We start from the raw sequence: 19,313 nt of genomic DNA, 5'->3' as shown, positions 1-19,313 counted from the left end.
GAACTTAGCGCATGAGAAAGTACGCGAGAATGAACTATCTAAATTGATCATTAAGCTAACGGCATCATTTTTTCTTCTAAAACAAAGGGCCTCGACCCTTTTTACTTGAGGAGCCCCCAAAAAAAACACGATCCAGACTTCTGGAAAAAAGTAGACATTCTCGAAAATTTTGAAAACCCACTACTAATAGTTCAAGACAGTAAGATTCACGCTTGGAAACTAGCAACCTCTGCAGATCTTAAAACGCTATTTTCCGAAACGACTGGGTTCCCATTCTGGATAGTCGACGACAACTTCAAAGTGCTAATCTATATGGATGATCATGATTGCGTTCATACCAGCGATAGCACTCAATAAAAACAAATCGACTCTAGGTAACCGAAAGAAATAAAGCGGTGACAGACCACTACTCCTTATTTTAAACGGGGCAGATCACAGTTTTTTACATCCATAATCTGCCGCCTGGGAACTCTCCTCTTTCTCGCTACTTAACGTGATCCGCCCCTGAACAACATGAACAGCAAAGTTTACGAAGAATATAACTACTGGCTTGGACCGAATGAAGGCTCAAATTGGAATGAGTACATTACTGAACAGGTAGCCCATGGAGCTTTAGGAAAATTCAACGCCATAGACTGGCAACAACTTAATGAAACAATTCTTTTAAAAGAAGAATACTGGCAAGAAAGAAGCGCAGCTGCTCTCGGAGAGTTACGATCGCCCGAAGCGATAGAGCTATTAAAAAAACTTCTTGACTCCACATTCTCCGAGGTAGCAATCGCCGCAGCTTCCGAACTTTATTGGACTGAAGAAGTTATTGAAGAAAAATACTCTAATAAAATTCAGCGAATCATAGACAATTTTCCCGATGAAGAAATTGAATCTTACCCTGAACTTAAAAAACTATTAAAAAATCACAAAACCAAGTTCCCTAACGGTAAAACGGAGATAAAATGGAGACAGACCACGGATTCTAATTTATCTTCTACAAACTGGAAATAAATCTGCCCCCTTTTCTCGAAGAATAGTCTCACAAACAAAAGTCGACCCAAAAGGTTTAAAACCATTGACGGCAACCAAATAGAATCAAAACAACTTGATCAATTTATAATCGAGAGAGCGAAATGAATTTTTTGATTGACATTACAGAATCCTTTGGCGCTATCGACTTCGACAATGCCGGCGGAGTTATATCCTATATAAACATCCCTCCAACTGAAAACATCCATAATAGCTTTCAACTCGAAATTTTTAATGTCGTTCTTAACCTAATAGACGAACCAGTAGTCTCTTCAATAAAACTTCAGAATTCAAAATTCTTGGAAAACATGGACGAGGACGGCTTCTTAATACTCAAGAAAGCAATCATTACATTTGAGAAAATAAAGGGTCATGAAAAACTAATACGCCTATTAAACCAAGATGAAGGCTACTTGATGCACGAATCTTACGGTACCAAATTATCGAACAAAGATAAAATCTACGATGTCGGAGGAAGATCATTCTCAACGCCACAGTTATTAATCAATCTTGCCATTATCTCACCAAAAAAAGTAACTATCGAATTCACCCCTTCGCACCATACTTATATAGCAACATACGAAAAACTCCAAAACTCAGTAGAATTCTTAAACTTACACGCAAATCGTGCACAACCTCCAATTCAGGGAATATTCGACACAACCTGCAGCAACGGGCACACCGTTAGCGATTTTGATGCGGGTTATCGAGTGTACAAACAATAGAACAATGGTATGTGGGGACAGTCCATATCTACCCTGAACAGCCCAAAAGATTTTTCACTTCACCTAACAAATATTTAAAAATAGAAACCCTAGCGCATAAATGGGAACAGTGGCATTTCTTAGCAGCTAATCTTAATTAAAAACCAAGAAAACATTGGACTCAAAGTCTTCTTGAACTACACGATACAGACGGTAATACTACGCTATACCGCGGCGCAGTCGGGGACAGACCACGTTTTCTTTTCTACGTTTTTAGTGACACTAACAAGAAGATGATAGCCCCCTGAGGGACGTCTACCCTTTCGCGTTATAAACATGGTTATCCCTTTTACTCGAATCGTATTCGATGAAAGAAGTGGTGCACACATTAACGTTCGGCCAGGAAAAAAGCCGGCGCCACACTGCCTTTTCAACGCAAGCGAAAAAACCTTATTGAAGCTACCTAGGGCATTCAAAAAATGAGCTATTTTGACGAGGAAATTGAGAAGGACTTTGTAGACTTCGGAATTAACTATGAGAAGCTGGACGATGCAACTCATGACAAACTTGTCACAAAAATCAATAAAAATCTCCCATTTACAGGCTCTAAAATTTCCTGGAGTTCATTTCCAGATAGCACATCCTACTTAAAAAATAATGTAAACACCGCATTTATAGAAATATTAAAGAAATTGAGCAACCTTAAAGTAAAGGAAATTATTTTTATCGGAGACTCGCTCACTGAAAGCGCATACAAAGTCCACACAATGGATCTTGAAAAAACTCTCGCGATATTTGCAGACATCCCACAGCACACTTATTTTTTTTCAAACCAGTTTAACTTCATCGGTTGCATAGACAGTGAAGGGGACATAAGTTTTAGCGAGATCCATTTTTAGAATCCAGCCTCAATTAAAAAAACCAACTTTATCCCAAAGTTTTCTTGTGCCAAAAATAGAGCTGGAGGGCAAGTTAATTTCGAAACAAAAGACCGTAGGAAGTTTTGTGTTAGCAATCTATTCCAGATAAAAGGGGGCCGATATATTGTCCACACATGATCCAAATGGAATTGAAAACAAATCCGCCCCCTTCACTGTGAAGGCAATTTAACGACCGCGAACAACTTCAATGACAACCAACTTTGAAATAGCTTTGAAAAAGAATGAACTCCCTGATTACTTCAGAGGTAATAGCCAATATTTCACAAGAGACCCCGATTGGGGAACCCAGTTGCATATCATAAATTGGCAAGGATTATGCGGCTACTTAAAAAAGCTGGAAAACTCGATCGAAATATTGAGGAATGCATTTAGCATATACTTAAACTCGGTTGAGCTTACAAAAAATGACGCCTGCGACTTGCTTGAAAACATTGGTTGCTATTATCACCTAAGAAATAAATATCCTTTCTTGCCAAAGGATGGATTTGATCTTGTGCGCGATGCTGCTGATAGTGAGAAACAGAGAATCTCGGATATCATGACTTTTCTGAGAAAAACAATCGAAGCCAAGTATGATATCCGAGACTTTGAACTCTATAATCGCCGAATTAGAAAACTCATTGATGACGGCGGACCAACCAACATAGAAAGTCTTTAATTTTTTTGCGACGAAACCCACAAAATTTTTTAAACATTAATGGAGGCCCGCCCGCCCCATAATTTTAATTGAGAACAGACCCTGATTAATTCAACCGTGGCATCGGAACGTGGTTGAAAACCTTAACGACTGGGAGAATCTCCAATGAAGAACAGTTTTGAAACAGCTTTAGAACTTCATGAAATATCTGACTTCCTAAAAGGCAATGGAAAATATTTTGCTCGCGACTCCGATTGGGGAGATCATCTTTTCATTAGCAACTGGCAGGAAATGTGCGCAGCTTTAAAACATCAAAAAGCAGCACAACACCTGCTGACAACCATATTTGAAGATTACACAAAATACTTAAAAGACGATTATTCAGATGCGGAAGGCTTGCTTTCAAACATAAGCGCTTACTACACACTTAAAAACAAAATCGCTTTTCTGTCGAACAATAATTACGACTTAGTTGAGAGCCTTGACGAAAAAAGCAAAAACAACATAGGAAAATTGTTCCGTCTCCTTAGACAGCATTACGACATAAAAAACGAATTCTTGCCAAAATACAAATTTAATGATGAGATCAAGCGATTAAAACTCAAAGGCTGTCTAATTGACCTCGAACGTCTTTGAGCAAGATATTTTATGCGACTACCTCATACCACCGTAAGCTCGATACTTGACCAGTCCTCATGAATAAACATCAGATCACTTTAGCCAATGGATGGATAGCAACCTTTGATAACAACGGTGAATTCCGTATGGGCGCCGAAGGTTGGAGCTTGTCTTTGCAAGGGCCGGACGGCAGGAAAATTCATTACTTCGCGGATCAGATCATTCTGGTCAACGATGACGACGGCACCCAGGCAAATTCATGCCTGCGTCTATCTATTGATGGTGTTTACGGTTATTTGAGTACAGCCGTTGATAGCTGCTGGGTGATCGATTTTTCGCGATGCATGATCGCCCCGCACCGAGTGAACATCCGTCACTACCACGACGCCTACGATGAAAGCGTTGCAGCTTACGAGCAGCCGGCCTTCAAACGCGCGAGGCAATACATCAGCGTTGTTGGAAAGTACATTTATCTGACCTTCCCTCTAACCAAAGATGAGGACTTTCCCAAGGTATGGCAGGAGTACCTCTCGATACGCAGACGCCAACTGGATGAGTTGTACTTCAGAAACTGATCAAAGGGCGCCATCGTCAGCGAAGCGCTTTCACGCGCCCTACCCGATCAACTCATCTGCCACCTCATACTTAACCACCACCCGATTCCGATACAACCTCACTCTCTCCACCAATTCCCCAACCTGCCCCTTCTCCCGCACTTCCCGCCAAATCTCATTCTCCCGATACATCCGCGCGCCCTCCCGCACAAACCGATGTGCCTCTTGAAAAACGTGATAGCGATATTCCCTCACTCGATCACACAACAACTCCCCTTCGAGTTGTGTCTCGCCGACGTTCAACTTCAGCTGAAAGCTCCGATCCGTCGGGTTGTGCAGCACCAGATCAACGTAGTTGTAGAAAATCGCCGCCCCGGACCCGAACGGCAGCACCCGCCCTTCGTCCGGAAACGGGTCGAAGCTGTGGTTGGAGCGCTCGACCACCACCAGCGGCGAATGAATGGCCATCCAGTGAATCAGGTTGCTCAGTTGGCAAATGCCACCGCCTACCCCGCGTCGTGCCTCGCCGAAGGACAGTTCCATGCCTTCAACGTAGCCGCGCTTCAAAGTCGGGCGGCCGACGAGGCGGCAGAAGGAGAAGTGTTCGCCAGGGGCGATGATGACGCCGTCGATGGCGGCGACGGCGAGTTTGAGGTTGATGACTTTGTTGTGTTGCAGGGCGAGGTCGGAGTCGCCGAGTTTGCGGATGAGTTTCGAGGTGTGTTTGAGGTAGCGAAATGGCAGGCGCTCGGCCGTGGCGACGGGGCGTGCGTAGCGTTTGCTGGAACAGCGCCAGGCAATTTGGCGGAACAGTCTTTTTTGCCACACGCGCAGCCAGTACAAGGCCGGGTGGTAGAGGGAAAGTGGTTTCATCCGTGACACAACGGCGTACGCCGTTTCTTCCTTGAACCGTGAGAGAGCCGCGCATTTTATCCGGTAATGACCGGTAGCACCCCGTGCATTTCATAAGATCAGCAGCCTCTCTTCGGCATACATCTACCGTCACATCCGTAAATTAAGGTTCGACTAAGGTTGCCTCGCTACGATCGCAGCCACGAAACCCTGTCGCCCTTGAATCGCAGATGAGTCCTTCCGACATGAAAGCGTTTGATTTACCAACCCAGCCAGCGTCGAATTTCAGCCTTGTCTTGGTAAATTACAAAACCCCGGACATCACCCGCATGTGCCTGGAGCTTTTGCGTGAGCATGTCCAGGAACAACGCATTCCGGTGTGGGTGGTGGATAACGATTCGGCGGATGCCAGTCTCGATTACTTGCGTTCGCTGGACTGGATCAACTTGATTGAACGGCCTTCCCCGGGCAAGGAAGTCGGCCATATTGCGCATGGCAAGGCACTGGATCTGGCGCTGGAAAAAGTCGACACCGATTATTTGTTTCTGTTGCACACCGACACCTTTGTCTATGACAAAGAAGTGTTTGCCATGATGATGCGCGAATGCACAAAAAACCCGGATATGGCCGCAGTCGGTTGTGTCGAGCAACTCAATCGCGGAATTGTTCGTGACACCTGGCGTTTAACTTCGCGTTTCTGCAAGCACTATATTCGTAAAGCGAAAGTGCGTCTTGGCCTGCGTTCGAAAATGCCAAGACCCTACAAAGAAACTCATCTGAAAAGTTTCTGCACATTGTGGAATGTCCGTTTGATGAAATCCCAGGGCCTGCACTTCTGCATGGATGAGCAGGTGCCCGGTTATGCGCTGCAAGATCGAATGAGCAGCCTGGGCTATGGCATCAAGTTCCTGTCGCCACGCAAAATTTTCAGTTATCTGGATCACATTCAGTCAGGAACCGTCGCTGCAGCAGGCACCTACGGAAAAAATCACCGCAGGACAAAAATGTATCAGGCCACACTGAAGCGCTTTCAAGGGGCAGCAAGACACAGCTGAAGCGCACACCTCGGTCCAACTCACCGCAAACAAAAAGGGCGACTATAAAGTCGCCCTTTTTGTTTGCGGAAATTGTATACAACCACTCCGAAGAGGTGTTCGCCCAGTGTAATGGCCTGGCAATCCATGCACCGGTAAAGAGCCCTGACACTGGGCGAACGGGGTGGATTTTAATAGAAGTTGGCGCTTATGTCCTCATTCTTGAATATGAAATTTATGTACGAACACGTTAATAGATATTTATCGACGATTCCTTTCATGAAACTTTCAATGAGGTTAAACCACACTAATAGTATGACTACCCTCATACAAAAACTGTACAAGAGCAGTCAGCATGTAGAGTTAAAGCTCAACTTTCGTGTTGACTGGTCACTTTTAAGATATCGGTGTAAGTGACAATAACGCTCTGCCCTTCTTTCAGATCTTTCAGCTTGGCTTGAATTTCAGGCTTTTTCACGTCAAGGACTTTCGACACGCCCGCCGGGTTTTGCAGGGTTACCTGATTTGTCTTCAAATCAATTTTGGTGATTTTCAATTGCACCTGAACCTGACGGTACGCCTCGCCGCCGGGGTTATCGCTGCCCGGAGCCTTACGTAACTCACCGGTACGTTCGGTGGTGCCAGGCAGACCTTTATCTACATCGGTGTCGAGGTAAGCGGCGACAGAACGCTGCACTTCGACTTTAACCAGATCACCGACTTTCAGATTGGCGAGGTTTTTTGCCTTGTCGCTGAGCTGAACGTGGACCTGACGACCTTCGGCGCCTTCGAGCACAACCTGATGGTTGGCGGCATCAACGGAGACCACTTTGGTGGTGACCTGATCTGCTTCAACAGTGGCAGACAGCGGAATATCGGCGGCCAATGCGCCGAAGCTGGTGGCGGACAGTACGGTTGCGAGGGTGATGGCCTTGGCCAGTGCGTCGAGCTTCATAATCAATACTTTCCCTGTGATGAATGGCAGCGCCCGATGCCGAATCACGTCGGCGCCGAGCGTGCCAATGAGCATAGACGCTGTTCAGGGCTTGGCTTGGGTTTGCGCCAAGGGGGTTTGTTGCCTGGCGGTGTCTTGCGCGGTGGATTCGCCGCTGGGCGTACCTTTGCCAGTGTTTTCACGCTGTTTCGGATCGGTGGGGCGCAGAGCGTCATTGTCGCGTTCGGTTTCGCCCGGTGGACGGGGTTCGTCGGGGTGTTCGCCTTGGGTGATGGGTTTCATGGAGTGGTCCTCAGGCTTCGGGGTCGTCGAGTTCACGGGTGACGTTGATCGCGGGGGAATCCTTATGCAGGTCGTCGGCTTTGGCGCGCAGGATTTGCCATTGCTCAAGGTCGATGGCGCCCTGGCCGAGCAGGTCATCGGCGATGCGTTGCAGGTCGAAGTAATGCGCGTCGGGGGATTGTTGCCAGTAGGTCTGGTCGTCGAACAGGCGCTGCCAGGTGGTCATGTCTGGGGGTTGCAGGTCGTCGCTCATGGCTAATCCTCGGCAGATTTTTCTGTAGAGGACAACACACCAACCCAAGTTCAAACCGATCCTTTGTAGGAGCTGCCGAAGGCTGCGATCTTTTGATCTTGTTTTTTAAAAGCAAAATCAAAAGATCGCAGCCTTCGGCAGCTCCTACGGGGATTCGTCGGTACCTGTCAGTACCCGGTCATTTCCAGATAGCCCTGGCCGGGATGGCTGCCGCTGATGTGCACCGGGCCTTCCCAGTACGGAATGCGCAGGTTCATCCAGGCGTTGGGGTTGAGCGCGTCGAGGCTGATGTCGAGGTGTTTGTCGGGAATGCTGATCGACCATTTGACCGGCATCGCCCGGCCGGCGACCTTGGCCGTGTTGTGCGGGGTGAGCCGGATCTGCGAGCTACTCAGGGTTTGCGTCTGACCGTCGGCAGCAATCCACGTGCCGGTGAGATACGGCGCGCCGTCCTTCTGGCGCATGCGGTAGAGCATCACGTGTTCGCCGCTGTCCAGGTGCAGGGAAAACCAGTCCCAACCGGTTTGATTGGCGGTCAGCGGCTGGCTGCTCCATTCGCGATCGAGCCATGCCGGGCCGCTGACGGTGTAGGTCTGGCCGTCGATCTGCAACGTTCCGCTGGCCTGAAAAAATGGCTGACTGTAGTAATAAGAAGCCTGACCTTCTTCGGATTTCTGGCTGAAACCCTTGTCGCCCTGCAACACCAATGGGCGACTTGAAGTGAGGTGCAATTGATAGGCGAAGTCCTTGTCGCGCGCGCTGAGTTGCAGGTCGCTCAACGGATCCTGCGCCTGACTGGCGAACCGCCAATCGTCGATCCACGCTTCGAACGGCGCCAGCCGCACACCCGCCTGCCCCACCCCGCCTCGGGCGTAACGTTCGGCGGCGTGATGCACGGTGCTGGACGTCACCGCCGCATGTCCCAGCCAGATAGTCTGATCAGCCCACCCGGCCTGCTCCGCCACGGGTTTCAGCGCACTGCGAAACAACGTCCACTGCACGCCGAATTGATTGCCCTGCTGATCCTTGAGATTGGCGGTGACATACCACCATTCGATGCGAAAGCCTGCATGGGCGCCGTGATCTGCCGGGAAACTGAACACCCGCCCCGGCACCACCGGCGTAAACGCCAACGCCTGATCGCCCATCCCGGCGAAGCCCTTCTGCTCCGGCGCCGATTGATCACAACCGCCGAGCAGCAGCAAAACCACGAGCACAAAGCGGTTAATCCTCATGGGCAAACGTCCTCAACAGGTCCGCCGGTTGCGTGCGGTACAACGAGTACAGCGGCCATGCCGACGCCAGCAATGTCGCCAGCAACGCCAATCCCATCAGTTGCAGCAATTGCCATGGGAACACCCGCAACGGCAGCCGCCAGCCAAACGCCTGAACGTTGATCACCGCATCCAGGCACCACGCCAGTGCGATTCCCAGTGGCAATGCCAAGAGCAATGTCAGCACCGCCAGCAGCCAGGTCTGACCGAGATTGAGCAGCATCAATTGCCGCCGCGTTACGCCCAACGCCCACAGCGGTGCGAGTTGGCCGAGGCGACTCTGGCTTTGCGTCAGCAGGCTGATGAACAGCGCCACGCCCGCCACCGCCAGGGTCAGACTGTTCAACGCCGCCGTCGCCGCAAAAGTGCGTTCGAAGACCTGCACTGACCAGCCCTTGAGCCGCGCCTGCTCGACAATGCGGCTGTCATCCAGTTGAAAGCGCGCCTGCAAGGTGTTCAACAAGCTCGGGATGTTCGCCGGATCGATGCGCAGATTGAAACGGTTCGGCGTCAGTTGCGGCCAGCCGCGCAACAGGTGGTGGATGCTAACCAGCAAGTGCCCCTTGGGATTGCCGTAGTCGGCGTAGATGCCAACGATGCGCGGCGACCAAGTGCCGTTGGGTGTCGGAATCGCCACGTGGTCACCCACGTGCAATTTCAGGCGCCGGGCGATTTGTTCGCTGAGCATCACCGCATCATCCGTGGCCAGATGCGCCCACGGGTCGCCGCCCATCGCATCGAGCAGCGGCCAGTGCTGGCGATAATGGGCATGATCGATGATGCCGAACACCTCCGCCGGCCAGCCTTGCAACGTCACCGCGACCTGCCAGTTGGGCAGAATCGCCGCGATGTTCGGCTGCTGCTTTAGCCAGCTGTACATTTCCCGCGACTGTGCCGGATTGCTCGGGTTGATGTACAACTCGGCGCTCAGGCGTTGTTCGAGCCAGTCATCAAAGGTCTGGCGAAAACCGGCGGTCATGCTGCTGGCACCGATGTTGGCGGCGAGCGCCAAAAGCAACGCCATCAGCGCCAGGCTCAGTGCCGGCAATTGCTGACGGCAATCGGCGAGAAACCATTGCCCCAGCACCGAACGACTGCGCCCGAGCAACTGATTCAACAGCGCGCTGAGCAACACCGGCAGGGCCAATGCGGCACCGATCAGTAACCCGGCCATCAACACAAAACCGCTGGCCAGGCTGTCGCCCCAGATCAACGCCACCAAGGCAAGCAAACCCAACACCGCCGCCAGCCAACCCTGCCGGCGTAACCAACGCGAGTATTGCTGATGCCAGGCTTGCGGATCCGCCACGGCCAACAACGGCAAACGGGCGGCGCGCAGCAGACTGTTGGACCCGGCGAGCAAGGCACCGAGCAGGCTCAAGCCGATGCCGCTGAACCACCACCAGGGACTGAGGCGCAACTGCCCCGCCACTTCCGCGCCATATAAACCGCGCAGGCTGGCGGCGACGTCCGGCAGCAAGACACTCGCCAGCCAATAGCCGCTGAGCACGCCGAACAATCCGCCGATCAGCGCCAGCACACCCAGTTCGACGATCAAGCACACGATCAACATCCGCGCGCTGACCCCGCAGGCGCGCAACGTACGCAGCAGACCGCGCCGTTGCTCAAGAGCCAGGCCAATCGCGGCGTGAACGATGAACAAGCCCACCACGAAGGATAAAAAACCCAACGCATCGAGATTGAGGTGAAAGCTCTCGGTCAGTCGCGCCAGATTGTTTTCCTCGCCACTGCTTTTGAGCTGCAACTGACCTTTGAACGCGGCGGGCAACTCGGCGTGAAAATCCTTGGGCAGCAATAGCCGCGACAATTGTCCGGGTTGTTCCAGCAGGGTTTGCGCAACGCCGATGTCCACCAGCAATAGGCCGGGTGCCATGTCCTTTTGCGCGAGCAACGGTGGCAGTTTTAAGCCGTTGAGCGTTTGCGGTGTGTCGCCTTCACGCAGGTTCAGCGCCTGCAGGGTTTCCGGTGAAATCCACGTACTGCCCGGCGGCGTAAAGAACTCGACGACACGCTCAATCGGCAGCGCCTGCCCGGCCACTGCGGAATCGGCCGGCAATGACACCGGCTCGATGCCCATCAGTTGCAAGCGCTGATCTTCATGGCCCTTGAGCAGCAACCGGCCTTGCAGCAGCGGTGACACCGGCCAGCCTTGTCGGCGCAGATCAACGAACCATTGCTGCGCGAACGTCGCACCGTTCGGTGTGCTGAGACTGGCCTGTGGTTCGCCGCCGATCAACTGGCTGGCCCGCGCGTAACTGTTGCGCGCCTGACTGTTCAGCGCCTCGACGCCGGTGAGCAGACTGGTCGCCAGCCACAAGCCGGTCAGCACGCTGAAGAACTGCACCGGATGGCGCCGCCAATGGCTGAGCAGCGCACGCAGGGTCTGACGGAAAACGCTCACGTCAGCCGCCCGCTGGACAACACCACTCGCTGCGCCAGGCGCGCCGCAATGCGCGGGCTGTGGGTGACCATCAACAAGGTGGTCGGGGTGTCATTGAGCAATTCCAGCAACAGCCGCAGCACTTCATCACTGGTGGCTTCGTCGAGGCTGCCGGTAGGTTCATCGGCCAGCAGCAATTTCGGCTGCGAGGCCAATGCCCGGCCCAACGCGACCCGCTGCTGCTGACCACCGGAAAGTTGCTCGGGATAACGCTTGAGCAAATCGCCCAGGCCCAGACGCTGCACCAGATGTGCCTGCCAACGCGGCTCATGGCGCCCGGCCAGGCGCGCCTGAAACGCCAGATTGTCCTCGACGCGCAAACTGCCGATCAGGTTGAACTGCTGGAACACCAGACCGATTTCCGTCCGCCGCCAGTTCGCCAGTTGCGCTTCGTTCATCGTTTCCAATCGATGCTCGCCGCTGCGAATGCTGCCGCTGTCGACTTTGTCGAGGCCGGCCACCAGGTGCAGCAGAGTGCTTTTGCCACTGCCGGATTCGCCCATCAGCGCCAGACTGCTGCCGGACTCCAGCGTCAGGTCGACGCCTTGCAGCACCTGCAATGGGCCTTGCGGGGTGAGATAGCTTTTGAAGACGTTTTCAACACGAAGCATGCCGCCACCTGATCGGTCAGTGTGGGGCAAGGATAGCGGATGCCGGTGACAGACTTGAACTCAGCGTTGAATTGGCCGGCCCCTTCGCGAGCAGGCTCGCTCCCACAGGTAGATCGCGTTCCAAATGTGGGAGCGAGCCTGCTCGCGAAAGCGTCGGCCCAGCCAACTCAAAACTCACTGCCCCGCCGCCACGCTCGTCGGCGCCTGCGCCGGCGTGACAATGCTGCCCAGATCAATATGCTTCCACTCAGGTTTGGCCCCCAACCGCGCATTGAAGCGGTAGTTGAAGGTGAATTCATCCGCCGTCGCGACACTCAGTGGCTTGCCATAAACAGCCTCGATTCCCGCCAGGTCGTAGCCCATCACCTGCAACAGGGTCGGGAAGATGTTGTAGTGGCTGGAGCGATCCTTGTTCGCCGCCAGTTGCGCCGACCAGTCCAGCGTCTTCAGTTTGCTGCCGGAAATCACCACCAGCGGCACCAAGCCTTCCTCTTCCACCGGATCGCCGCCGCAATGGGTGTTCAACCCCGGATTACCGCGCTCGTGCAGATCCTGGCCATGATCAGACGTATAGATCAGCAGCGCGTTGTTCAGATTGGCCTGGGCGAACACCCGCGCAAAGAACTCACCGACATTCCATAGCACAGTGTTCTTGTAGGCGTTGCGGTACAGCAGCCAGTCATCCGGCTGGCCATTGAAGCCGTTGCGCTCGCCGGTATCGGCCACTTCAGTGAATTGCCCGCGCGGCAAGGTCGGGCGGTAGGCCATGAACGCATCCGGGTATTTGTCATGCACCGGAAAGTGCGCGCCGACCTTGTTGATCACCACCAGCTCCGGCTTGTCATCGTTGAGCAGTTCGATCAGCTTCGCCGCTGCCGCCATGTCGCGATCGCGCACGCTGGTCTGGTCGAATTGCACAAACTCGTCGATGTCCTTCTTCTCAGTGTTGGTCATCAGGTTCTGCAGATTGCCGGCGGTGCGTTGGGCATCGATGTAAACGGTGCGCAGCCCGGCCTTTTTCGCGTACTGCCAGATCGACGGCAGTGTGCTGTTGATGCGCATGTAATCAGCGCGAGTGCCGCCGTAACGCAGGGTCACGTTGGTGTCGGCACTGCAATTGGCGATGGACGCGGCGTAGCCATAATTGAAGATGTCGACACCGGGATGCGCCTGCTTGAGGTTGCTGTGCACGCCGAACGGCGCATTGATGTCCAGATAATTGCCGGAGATGCTCTCATCAATGATCAGCACGATATCGTGGTCGACGGCTTGTGAGGTGCGCGTCAGTGTCACCGGTTCGCGCGGGCCGACGGTGTTGTGCAGCGCTTCGTAGGCAAACAGGTTGAGGTAGGCCAGCGGCGTGTACATGATCGGCAAGCCTCGGGCGCCCTCACCCGCACGCAAAAACAACACCGCACTGAGCAGCAGCACACCACACAACGGCGCCGCCACTCGCAATGCGTTCGGAATCACCAGCCCGTGGCGGGGTTTCAGGCCGATGCCGAACAACAACAGCAAACCGCTGAGGGCGCCGTGCAGGATCGCGTCCCGGTACTGGTACGCCGCTTCCTGGATGAAACCGCCGGAATAAACCAATGACACGAAACCGCTGTAGGTCAGGTAATCCGCCATGACCCGGGTATAGACATCGAAAAACACCGCCGAGACAAACATCGCTAATGCCAACAGGTGCCGAATGACAGCCTGCCGTATATACGCCGTTAGATATAACGCCAAAGTAAGCGCCAAAAACATCGCGCCAAAAAGAAGTACAGGAAAACCGAGGCCGATAGCATTTAACCGCTCTATGTAATATTCGACATAAAGCAGCAAATAAATAATTAAAAGCAATTCTTTCGCATATCTGAACATGGCGATACCGGTCTTGCAAAGCGGCGAAGAGTCAAAGGTTTGTCAATCAGAATCTGACACTAGCACCCGGCATTAAAAGCGCAAGAATTGAATGATTTCCGCGCAAAGCGTCAAAAAAACGGTGACTCAAATCTGACACAGCCAAGACGCTAGAAGCCTTTAAATTAGCGGCATTCGACCGTTTATCGCTTATTTAAAATCTGAACAAATCTGCACAAAAGCAACAATTTCAATCGCAGCAATGACTTGATGGCCAATCGCCAAAAAACACTCAAGTGTTATACAGATGCAACATGTCATTTTGCTGACACGCTTTTCAAACGCTGCGCTATACCCCATTTACAGTCTTCTTCCGAACTTCTTCTTTTCGCTCTATCGAGGGTGCGCAGATGGACGTGAGCGTATTTGGCACGGGCTATGTTGGATTAATACAAGCCGCCGCACTTGCAGATGTCGGTCATCGCGTTTTATGCGTAGATATTGACCCAAACAAGATTAAACAACTGCAACAAGCGGTGCCGCCAATTAGCGAGCCAGGTTTATCCAGCACACTTGAGGAAAACATCAAGGCCGGCCGTTTGCTGTTCAGCACCCAGGCCAGCGATGCGGTCGAGCATGCCGAATTGATCTTCATCGCCGTCGGCACTCCGGCCGATGAGGACGGTTCCGCCGACCTCAGTCACGTACTCAACGTCGCCCGGCAAATCGCTTCGCACATGGAGGCCGATCGCACGTTGATCATCAAATCCACGGTGCCGGTCGGCACGGCGGATCAGGTGCTGGCCACCGCCAACAGTGAATTGCAGCGCCGCGACAAGGCCGGTCTGACCGTACGGGTGGTCTCCAACCCGGAATTCCTCAAGGAAGGCAGCGCCCTCGCCGACTGCATGCGCCCGGACCGGATCATTGTCGGCACCCGCGACGAAGAAGCCCGCGAGCAGATGAGCGAGCTGTACGCGCCGTTCTGCCGCAATCACGAAAAACTGATGTTCATGGACAACCGCAGCGCCGAACTGACCAAGTACGCGGCCAACGCCATGCTCGCCACGCGCATCAGTTTCATGAACGAGCTGGCCAACCTCACCGAACTGCTCGGGGCCGACATCGAAGCCGTGCGCAAAGGCATCGGCTCGGATCCACGCATCGGGTACCACTTCATCTATCCGGGCTGCGGCTTCGGTGGCTCATGCTTTCCCAAAGACCTGCGCGCCCTGCTGCACACTGCCGAACACAACGGCATGCCGTTGAAACTGCTGCGCAGCGTCACCGACGTCAATGACCTGCAGCGGCACATCCTCTTCAGCAAACTCAAAGCACAGTTCCCACAAGGCCTGGCTGGTAAGTCCATCGCGATTTGGGGCTTGGCCTTCAAGCCCAATACCGATGACATGCGCGAAGCCCCCAGCCGCTACCTGATGGATGCGCTGTGGGCCGAAGGCGCCAGCGTGCAGGCCTACGACCCGGAGGCGATGTCCGAATGCCGGCGCCTCTACGGCTACCGCAACGATCTGCACCTGTGCGCCACCCGCGACGACACCCTGGAAGACGCCGATGCACTGGTGATCTGCACCGAGTGGAAAAACTTCCGCGTGGTGGATTTCGAGTTGCTCGCCGAAAAGCTCCGTTCGAGGGTGATCATCGACGGCCGCAACCTGTACAACCCGGAACAAGTGGCGGCCGCCGGCCTGCATTACAGCGGCATCGGCTTGCGCCACATTGCACCTGAAGGGCTACGGCCATGAAGGTGCTGGTCACTGGCGCGGCTGGCTTCATTGGTGCCCATTGCGTGTTGCGGTTGCTGCGCGACGGACACTCGGTGGTCGGTCTGGACAATTTCAACGCCTACTACGACCCGCAACTCAAGCGCGACCGCGTGCAGTGGGTGCGCGAGCAGGCCGGCGATTTCCAGCTCGCTACGGTTGACCTGGCCGATGCCGCGGCCATCGAAGCGCTGTTCGTCCGCGAACGTCCGCAAGTGGTGATTCACCTCGCCGCGCAAGCCGGGGTGCGGTACTCGCTGGACAATCCCAAGGCGTATCTGGACAGCAACCTCAATGGTTTCCTGAATATTCTCGAGAGCTGCCGGCATCACCCGGTCGAGCATCTGATCTACGCCTCGTCTAGCTCGGTGTACGGCGCCAACCAGCACACGCCGTACTCGGTCAAGGACGGCGTCAATCACCCGCTGTCGCTGTACGCCGCGACGAAGAAAGCCAACGAGCTGATGGCGCACAGTTACAGCCATCTGTTTGGCATTCCCTGCACCGGCCTGCGCTTTTTCACCGTGTACGGGCCATGGGGCCGGCCGGACATGTCGCCGATCCAGTTTGCCCGGGCGATCAGCGAAGGCCAGCCGCTGAAGCTGTTCAACTACGGCGAGCACCAGCGCGATTTCACCTACATCGACGACATCATCGAAAGCATCGCCCGCCTCACCGAACGCCCACCGCACGCCGATCCGCAATGGGATCGCGAGCAACCCGACCCGGCCAGCAGCATGGCGCCGTGGCGACTGTTCAACATCGGCGGGCAGCACCCGGTGGAATTGAAAACCTACCTGGCGCTGATGGAAAAACATCTCGGCCAGAAAGCCATTGTCGAGCTGCTGCCGCTGCAACCGGGTGACGTGCTCAACACCTGCGCCGAGGCCAGCGACCTGGCCCAGGCCACCGGGTTTCAGCCCCGGATCGAGCTGGACGAGGGCCTTGGGCGGTTCATCGCCTGGTTCCGCGACTACTACCCCACTGCCTATCGCCCACGCGCCGCTCGCGGCTGAATTAATGTGGAGGACTCCATGACTGGACATGAGAAAGGTGTGCCGATTCAGGAAATGCGCCGTGACAAGCGCATTGACCCCGAGCACCGCATGCGCCTCGACGCGGCGATTCATCGCCAGGGTCGCGGTTGGTTCACTGGCCGCGATGGCGGCCGGCCATGGCAACTGTCACGCACCAATCGAGTGGTCGCCTGCTTCGGCGCCCTGACGATTCTGCTGCTGATCTCGCCGCTGTTGATCGGCCTGGCACTGGTTATCAAATTCAGCAGCCCGGGCCCGGTGATGTTCGTGCAGAAACGCACCGGCTATCGCGGCCGCAAATTCGGCATGTACAAGTTCCGCACCATGGTCGCCAACGCCGAAGAATTGAAAGAGTCGCTGCGGCACCTCAACAAGCACGGGGTCGACGCCATTGATTTCAAGATCGACAAGGACCCACGCATCACCCGGATCGGCGGTTTCCTGCGGCGTACCAGCCTCGATGAGTTGCCCAACCTGATCAACGTGGTGACCGGTGACATGCGCCTGGTCGGCCCTCGCCCGACCTCGTTCAACGCTTACCGCTACAAGGACAATCACCTCGCGCGCCTGGCCATTTACCCCGGCATGACCGGCCTCTGGCAGATCTCCGGGCGCAGCAATATCGACTTCGACCAGCGCGTTGAGTTGGACCTCAGCTATATCGCCGAGCAGAGCCTTTTGCTTGATCTGAAGATTCTGTTGAAAACCCCTTTCAAAGTATTCAGCGGCCACGGAGCAAGCTAATGGACGGTTCAACCAACAAAAGCCTGAGCATCGCCAACCCCAGCGAATCGAACCTGACCTCGACCGTGCTGGATCTCGATCTGCGGATCCTGTTCCTGACCGCTGCCAACCCTGGCGCGGGAACCACCACCAGTGCCTTGGCGCTGGCCAGTCAACTGGCGCAAATGAGCAGCGGCCAGGTGCTGCTGGTCGACGCCAGCCAGTCGGCCGACAACCTCACGCAGCAATTGAACCTTGGCAAGGAGCGTGGTCTGCGCGATCTGCTGTTCAACCCGGACAACCCGCCGCTGTTGCAGGACTGCGTGGTGCAGGTGTCGAGCCTGCCCTTCCACGTGCTGCCCAATGGCCGGCCGATCCGCACCATGGAACACCTGACCGCCGAGCGCCTGAGCCCGTTGCTCGACCAGTTGGGCAGCCAGTACCGCTTCGTGGTGATCGACGGCGACGCCGTGTATTCCGCGGCCGACACCCTGGTCATCAGCACTCAGGTCGATGGCGTGGTGTTTGTCGTCCGTGCCGAAGATACCCGCTGGGAAGTCGCCCAGGCCGCCGTGCAACGCCTGACCCAGGCCGGGGCAAAAGTGGTCGGCAGCGTCTTCAACCGGCGCAAGTACTACATGCCCAAATGGCTTTACAAAAACCTGTAAGCGAACACAAAGGATGACGCCATGAACGCCAGAATGCTTGTCCTGCTGTTGCTGCCGCTTGCAGGCTGCTCCAGCAATACCGACACCCGCAACATGCCGGTGAATATCCTCACCGCCACCCCGGCCAATGCACAGGCCACCGACATGCCGAGGGTCGAGCAGACCCTGCGCCCGAAAGACGTGCTGGATGTGATTTTCCACATCAGTACCAGCGGCTCGGACGCTTACCGCGTCCAGTCGGGCGACCAGATCGGCCTGAACTTCACCGCCGCCAGTCAGCTCAACGGCACGCAACTGGTGCTGCCTGACGGCACCATCGAACTGCCGGGCGCCAACACCTCGGTGAAAATCGCCGGTTTGACCAGCGACGAGGCGCGGCAAGAAATCCAGCGCGCCTATCAACGCAAGCAGTTGTTCCAGCCCAACCGCAATCAGCTCACGGTGCAGATTCTCAGCCCGCTGAGCAACGAGCAAAACCTCAAAAGCGCGCTGAACCACCCGGCCACCGGCATGAGCCGCGAAATCACCGTCGGCACCGACGGTTATGCGAGCTTTCCGGAAATCGGCGCTGTGCCGCTGCAAGGCATGACTGTCAATCAACTGGAAACCTTCCTCAACAGCAAGTACGCGCAATTGCCGGGACGGATGACTGTGGATGTGCTGCTGAAATCCACCGCCGGCAACGAGATCTACGTGCTCGGCGAAGTCGCTCAACCGGGCTCGTACCCGATCCGTCGACCGGTGTCGGTGCTTGAGGCGCTGACCCTGGCGCGCGGCACCAACGTCAAGGCGCGGCTCGATTCGGTAGTGATCATGCGGCGCAACGGCAATCAGGTGCAGGCCATGAACTACGACGTAGAGAAAGCCCTGTCGGGCGATGCGCCACAGATCGCCTACCTGCAACCGGACGACATGCTCTACGTGCCAAAAACCAAACTGGCCAGCGCCGGCGAACTCGCCCGCCAACTGGCCGACGTGGTGCTGTTCCAGGGCGTGGGGTTCAGCTTCGGCTACCGCGTCGACAACAAAGGCAGTGACAACTGACTCTCAGGTGAAC

The 19,313-nt window shown here is 54.6% G+C and carries 20 protein-coding genes; 12 read left to right on the top strand and 8 right to left on the bottom strand.

Going from position 1 to position 19,313, the window contains the following annotated elements:
• Positions 1 to 513: 513 nt before the first annotated feature.
• The 6 genes from BK670_RS04625 to BK670_RS04600 all read left to right on the top strand — a co-directional run bounded on the left by BK670_RS04625 (position 514) and on the right by BK670_RS04600 (position 4,495).
• Positions 514 to 1,002 carry a HEAT repeat domain-containing protein gene (locus BK670_RS04625; RefSeq protein ID WP_123448798.1) on the top strand — a complete coding sequence of 163 codons (489 nt, stop codon included), beginning with the start codon at positions 514 to 516 and terminating at the stop codon, positions 1,000 to 1,002.
• A 122-nt stretch (positions 1,003 to 1,124) separates the two neighbouring features.
• The gene (locus BK670_RS04620; protein WP_123448797.1) at positions 1,125 to 1,745 is read left to right on the top strand and encodes a hypothetical protein; all 621 of its coding nucleotides are present in this window, start codon (positions 1,125 to 1,127) and stop codon (positions 1,743 to 1,745) included.
• A gap of 458 nt (positions 1,746 to 2,203) precedes the next feature.
• On the top strand, positions 2,204 to 2,623 hold the full coding sequence (locus tag BK670_RS04615) for a hypothetical protein (protein WP_123448796.1): 420 nt from the start codon (positions 2,204 to 2,206) through the stop codon (positions 2,621 to 2,623).
• A 229-nt stretch (positions 2,624 to 2,852) separates the two neighbouring features.
• Positions 2,853 to 3,323 (top strand): hypothetical protein, encoded by a 471-nt coding sequence (locus BK670_RS04610; protein WP_123448795.1) that lies wholly within the window; start codon positions 2,853 to 2,855, stop codon positions 3,321 to 3,323.
• A 144-nt stretch (positions 3,324 to 3,467) separates the two neighbouring features.
• Positions 3,468 to 3,938, top strand: a complete 471-nt coding sequence (locus BK670_RS04605; RefSeq protein ID WP_123448794.1) for a hypothetical protein — start codon at positions 3,468 to 3,470, stop codon at positions 3,936 to 3,938.
• 59 nt (positions 3,939 to 3,997) lie between these two features.
• On the top strand, positions 3,998 to 4,495 hold the full coding sequence (locus tag BK670_RS04600) for a hypothetical protein (RefSeq protein ID WP_123448793.1): 498 nt from the start codon (positions 3,998 to 4,000) through the stop codon (positions 4,493 to 4,495).
• Between the two features lie 39 nt (positions 4,496 to 4,534).
• On the opposite strand, the gene BK670_RS04595 is transcribed toward BK670_RS04600, so the two are convergent.
• Entirely contained in the window at positions 4,535 to 5,347 is an 813-nt protein-coding gene (locus tag BK670_RS04595) for a VanW family protein (protein WP_123448792.1), read from the bottom strand.
• Between the two features lie 224 nt (positions 5,348 to 5,571).
• On the opposite strand from BK670_RS04595, the gene BK670_RS04590 reads away from it, so the two are divergent.
• Positions 5,572 to 6,381 (top strand): glycosyltransferase family 2 protein, encoded by an 810-nt coding sequence (locus BK670_RS04590; RefSeq protein WP_123448791.1) that lies wholly within the window; start codon positions 5,572 to 5,574, stop codon positions 6,379 to 6,381.
• 349 nt (positions 6,382 to 6,730) lie between these two features.
• Here the strand turns inward: BK670_RS04590 and BK670_RS04585 are convergent, their stop codons facing one another.
• The 7 genes from BK670_RS04585 to BK670_RS04555 form a co-directional block, all read right to left on the bottom strand.
• Positions 6,731 to 7,315: a hypothetical protein gene (locus BK670_RS04585; protein WP_123449189.1), complete on the bottom strand. Its 585-nt coding sequence runs from the start codon at positions 7,313 to 7,315 to the stop codon at positions 6,731 to 6,733.
• An 84-nt stretch (positions 7,316 to 7,399) separates the two neighbouring features.
• Entirely contained in the window at positions 7,400 to 7,597 is a 198-nt protein-coding gene (locus tag BK670_RS04580; protein ID WP_123448790.1) for a hypothetical protein, read from the bottom strand.
• A gap of 10 nt (positions 7,598 to 7,607) precedes the next feature.
• Positions 7,608 to 7,850, bottom strand: coding sequence for a hypothetical protein (locus BK670_RS04575; RefSeq protein ID WP_116031342.1), 243 nt, complete (start codon positions 7,848 to 7,850; stop codon positions 7,608 to 7,610).
• A 167-nt stretch (positions 7,851 to 8,017) separates the two neighbouring features.
• Complete coding sequence (locus tag BK670_RS04570; protein ID WP_123448789.1) at positions 8,018 to 9,085, bottom strand: lipocalin-like domain-containing protein; 1,068 nt, start codon at positions 9,083 to 9,085, stop codon at positions 8,018 to 8,020.
• A complete protein-coding gene (locus BK670_RS04565) occupies positions 9,075 to 11,546 on the bottom strand; it encodes an ABC transporter permease (RefSeq protein ID WP_123448788.1) in 2,472 nt (823 codons plus the stop codon). Before BK670_RS04565 ends, BK670_RS04570 begins: the two co-directional genes overlap by 11 nt.
• Positions 11,543 to 12,196: an ABC transporter ATP-binding protein gene (locus BK670_RS04560; protein WP_123448787.1), complete on the bottom strand. Its 654-nt coding sequence runs from the start codon at positions 12,194 to 12,196 to the stop codon at positions 11,543 to 11,545. The genes BK670_RS04565 and BK670_RS04560 overlap by 4 nt, the downstream gene beginning before the upstream one ends.
• Positions 12,197 to 12,370: 174 nt before the next feature.
• On the bottom strand, positions 12,371 to 14,068 hold the full coding sequence (locus tag BK670_RS04555) for a sulfatase-like hydrolase/transferase (protein ID WP_123448786.1): 1,698 nt from the start codon (positions 14,066 to 14,068) through the stop codon (positions 12,371 to 12,373).
• 389 nt (positions 14,069 to 14,457) lie between these two features.
• Here BK670_RS04555 and BK670_RS04550 point away from each other — a divergent pair, with 389 nt between their 5' ends.
• Genes BK670_RS04550 through BK670_RS04530 form a run of 5 tightly spaced genes read left to right on the top strand, consistent with a single transcriptional unit; the run spans position 14,458 to position 19,300 of the window.
• A complete protein-coding gene (locus BK670_RS04550; protein ID WP_123448785.1) occupies positions 14,458 to 15,810 on the top strand; it encodes a UDP-glucose dehydrogenase family protein in 1,353 nt (450 codons plus the stop codon).
• Entirely contained in the window at positions 15,807 to 16,844 is a 1,038-nt protein-coding gene (locus BK670_RS04545; protein ID WP_123448784.1) for an NAD-dependent epimerase, read from the top strand. Before BK670_RS04550 ends, BK670_RS04545 begins: the two co-directional genes overlap by 4 nt.
• Positions 16,845 to 16,862: 18 nt before the next feature.
• Complete coding sequence (locus BK670_RS04540) at positions 16,863 to 17,609, top strand: sugar transferase (protein WP_123448783.1); 747 nt, start codon at positions 16,863 to 16,865, stop codon at positions 17,607 to 17,609.
• Entirely contained in the window at positions 17,609 to 18,256 is a 648-nt protein-coding gene (locus BK670_RS04535; protein WP_123448782.1) for a CpsD/CapB family tyrosine-protein kinase, read from the top strand. The genes BK670_RS04540 and BK670_RS04535 overlap by 1 nt, the downstream gene beginning before the upstream one ends.
• 21 nt (positions 18,257 to 18,277) lie before the next feature.
• Positions 18,278 to 19,300, top strand: coding sequence for a polysaccharide biosynthesis/export family protein (locus tag BK670_RS04530; protein ID WP_123448781.1), 1,023 nt, complete (start codon positions 18,278 to 18,280; stop codon positions 19,298 to 19,300).
• Positions 19,301 to 19,313: the final 13 nt, after the last annotated feature.

The organism is Pseudomonas fluorescens, from assembly GCF_003732425.1.
GTDB lineage: Bacteria > Pseudomonadota > Gammaproteobacteria > Pseudomonadales > Pseudomonadaceae > Aquipseudomonas > Aquipseudomonas fluorescens_BE.
Note: the sequence above shows the minus strand (reverse complement) of the source record. Positions and strands in the feature narration are given on the sequence as shown.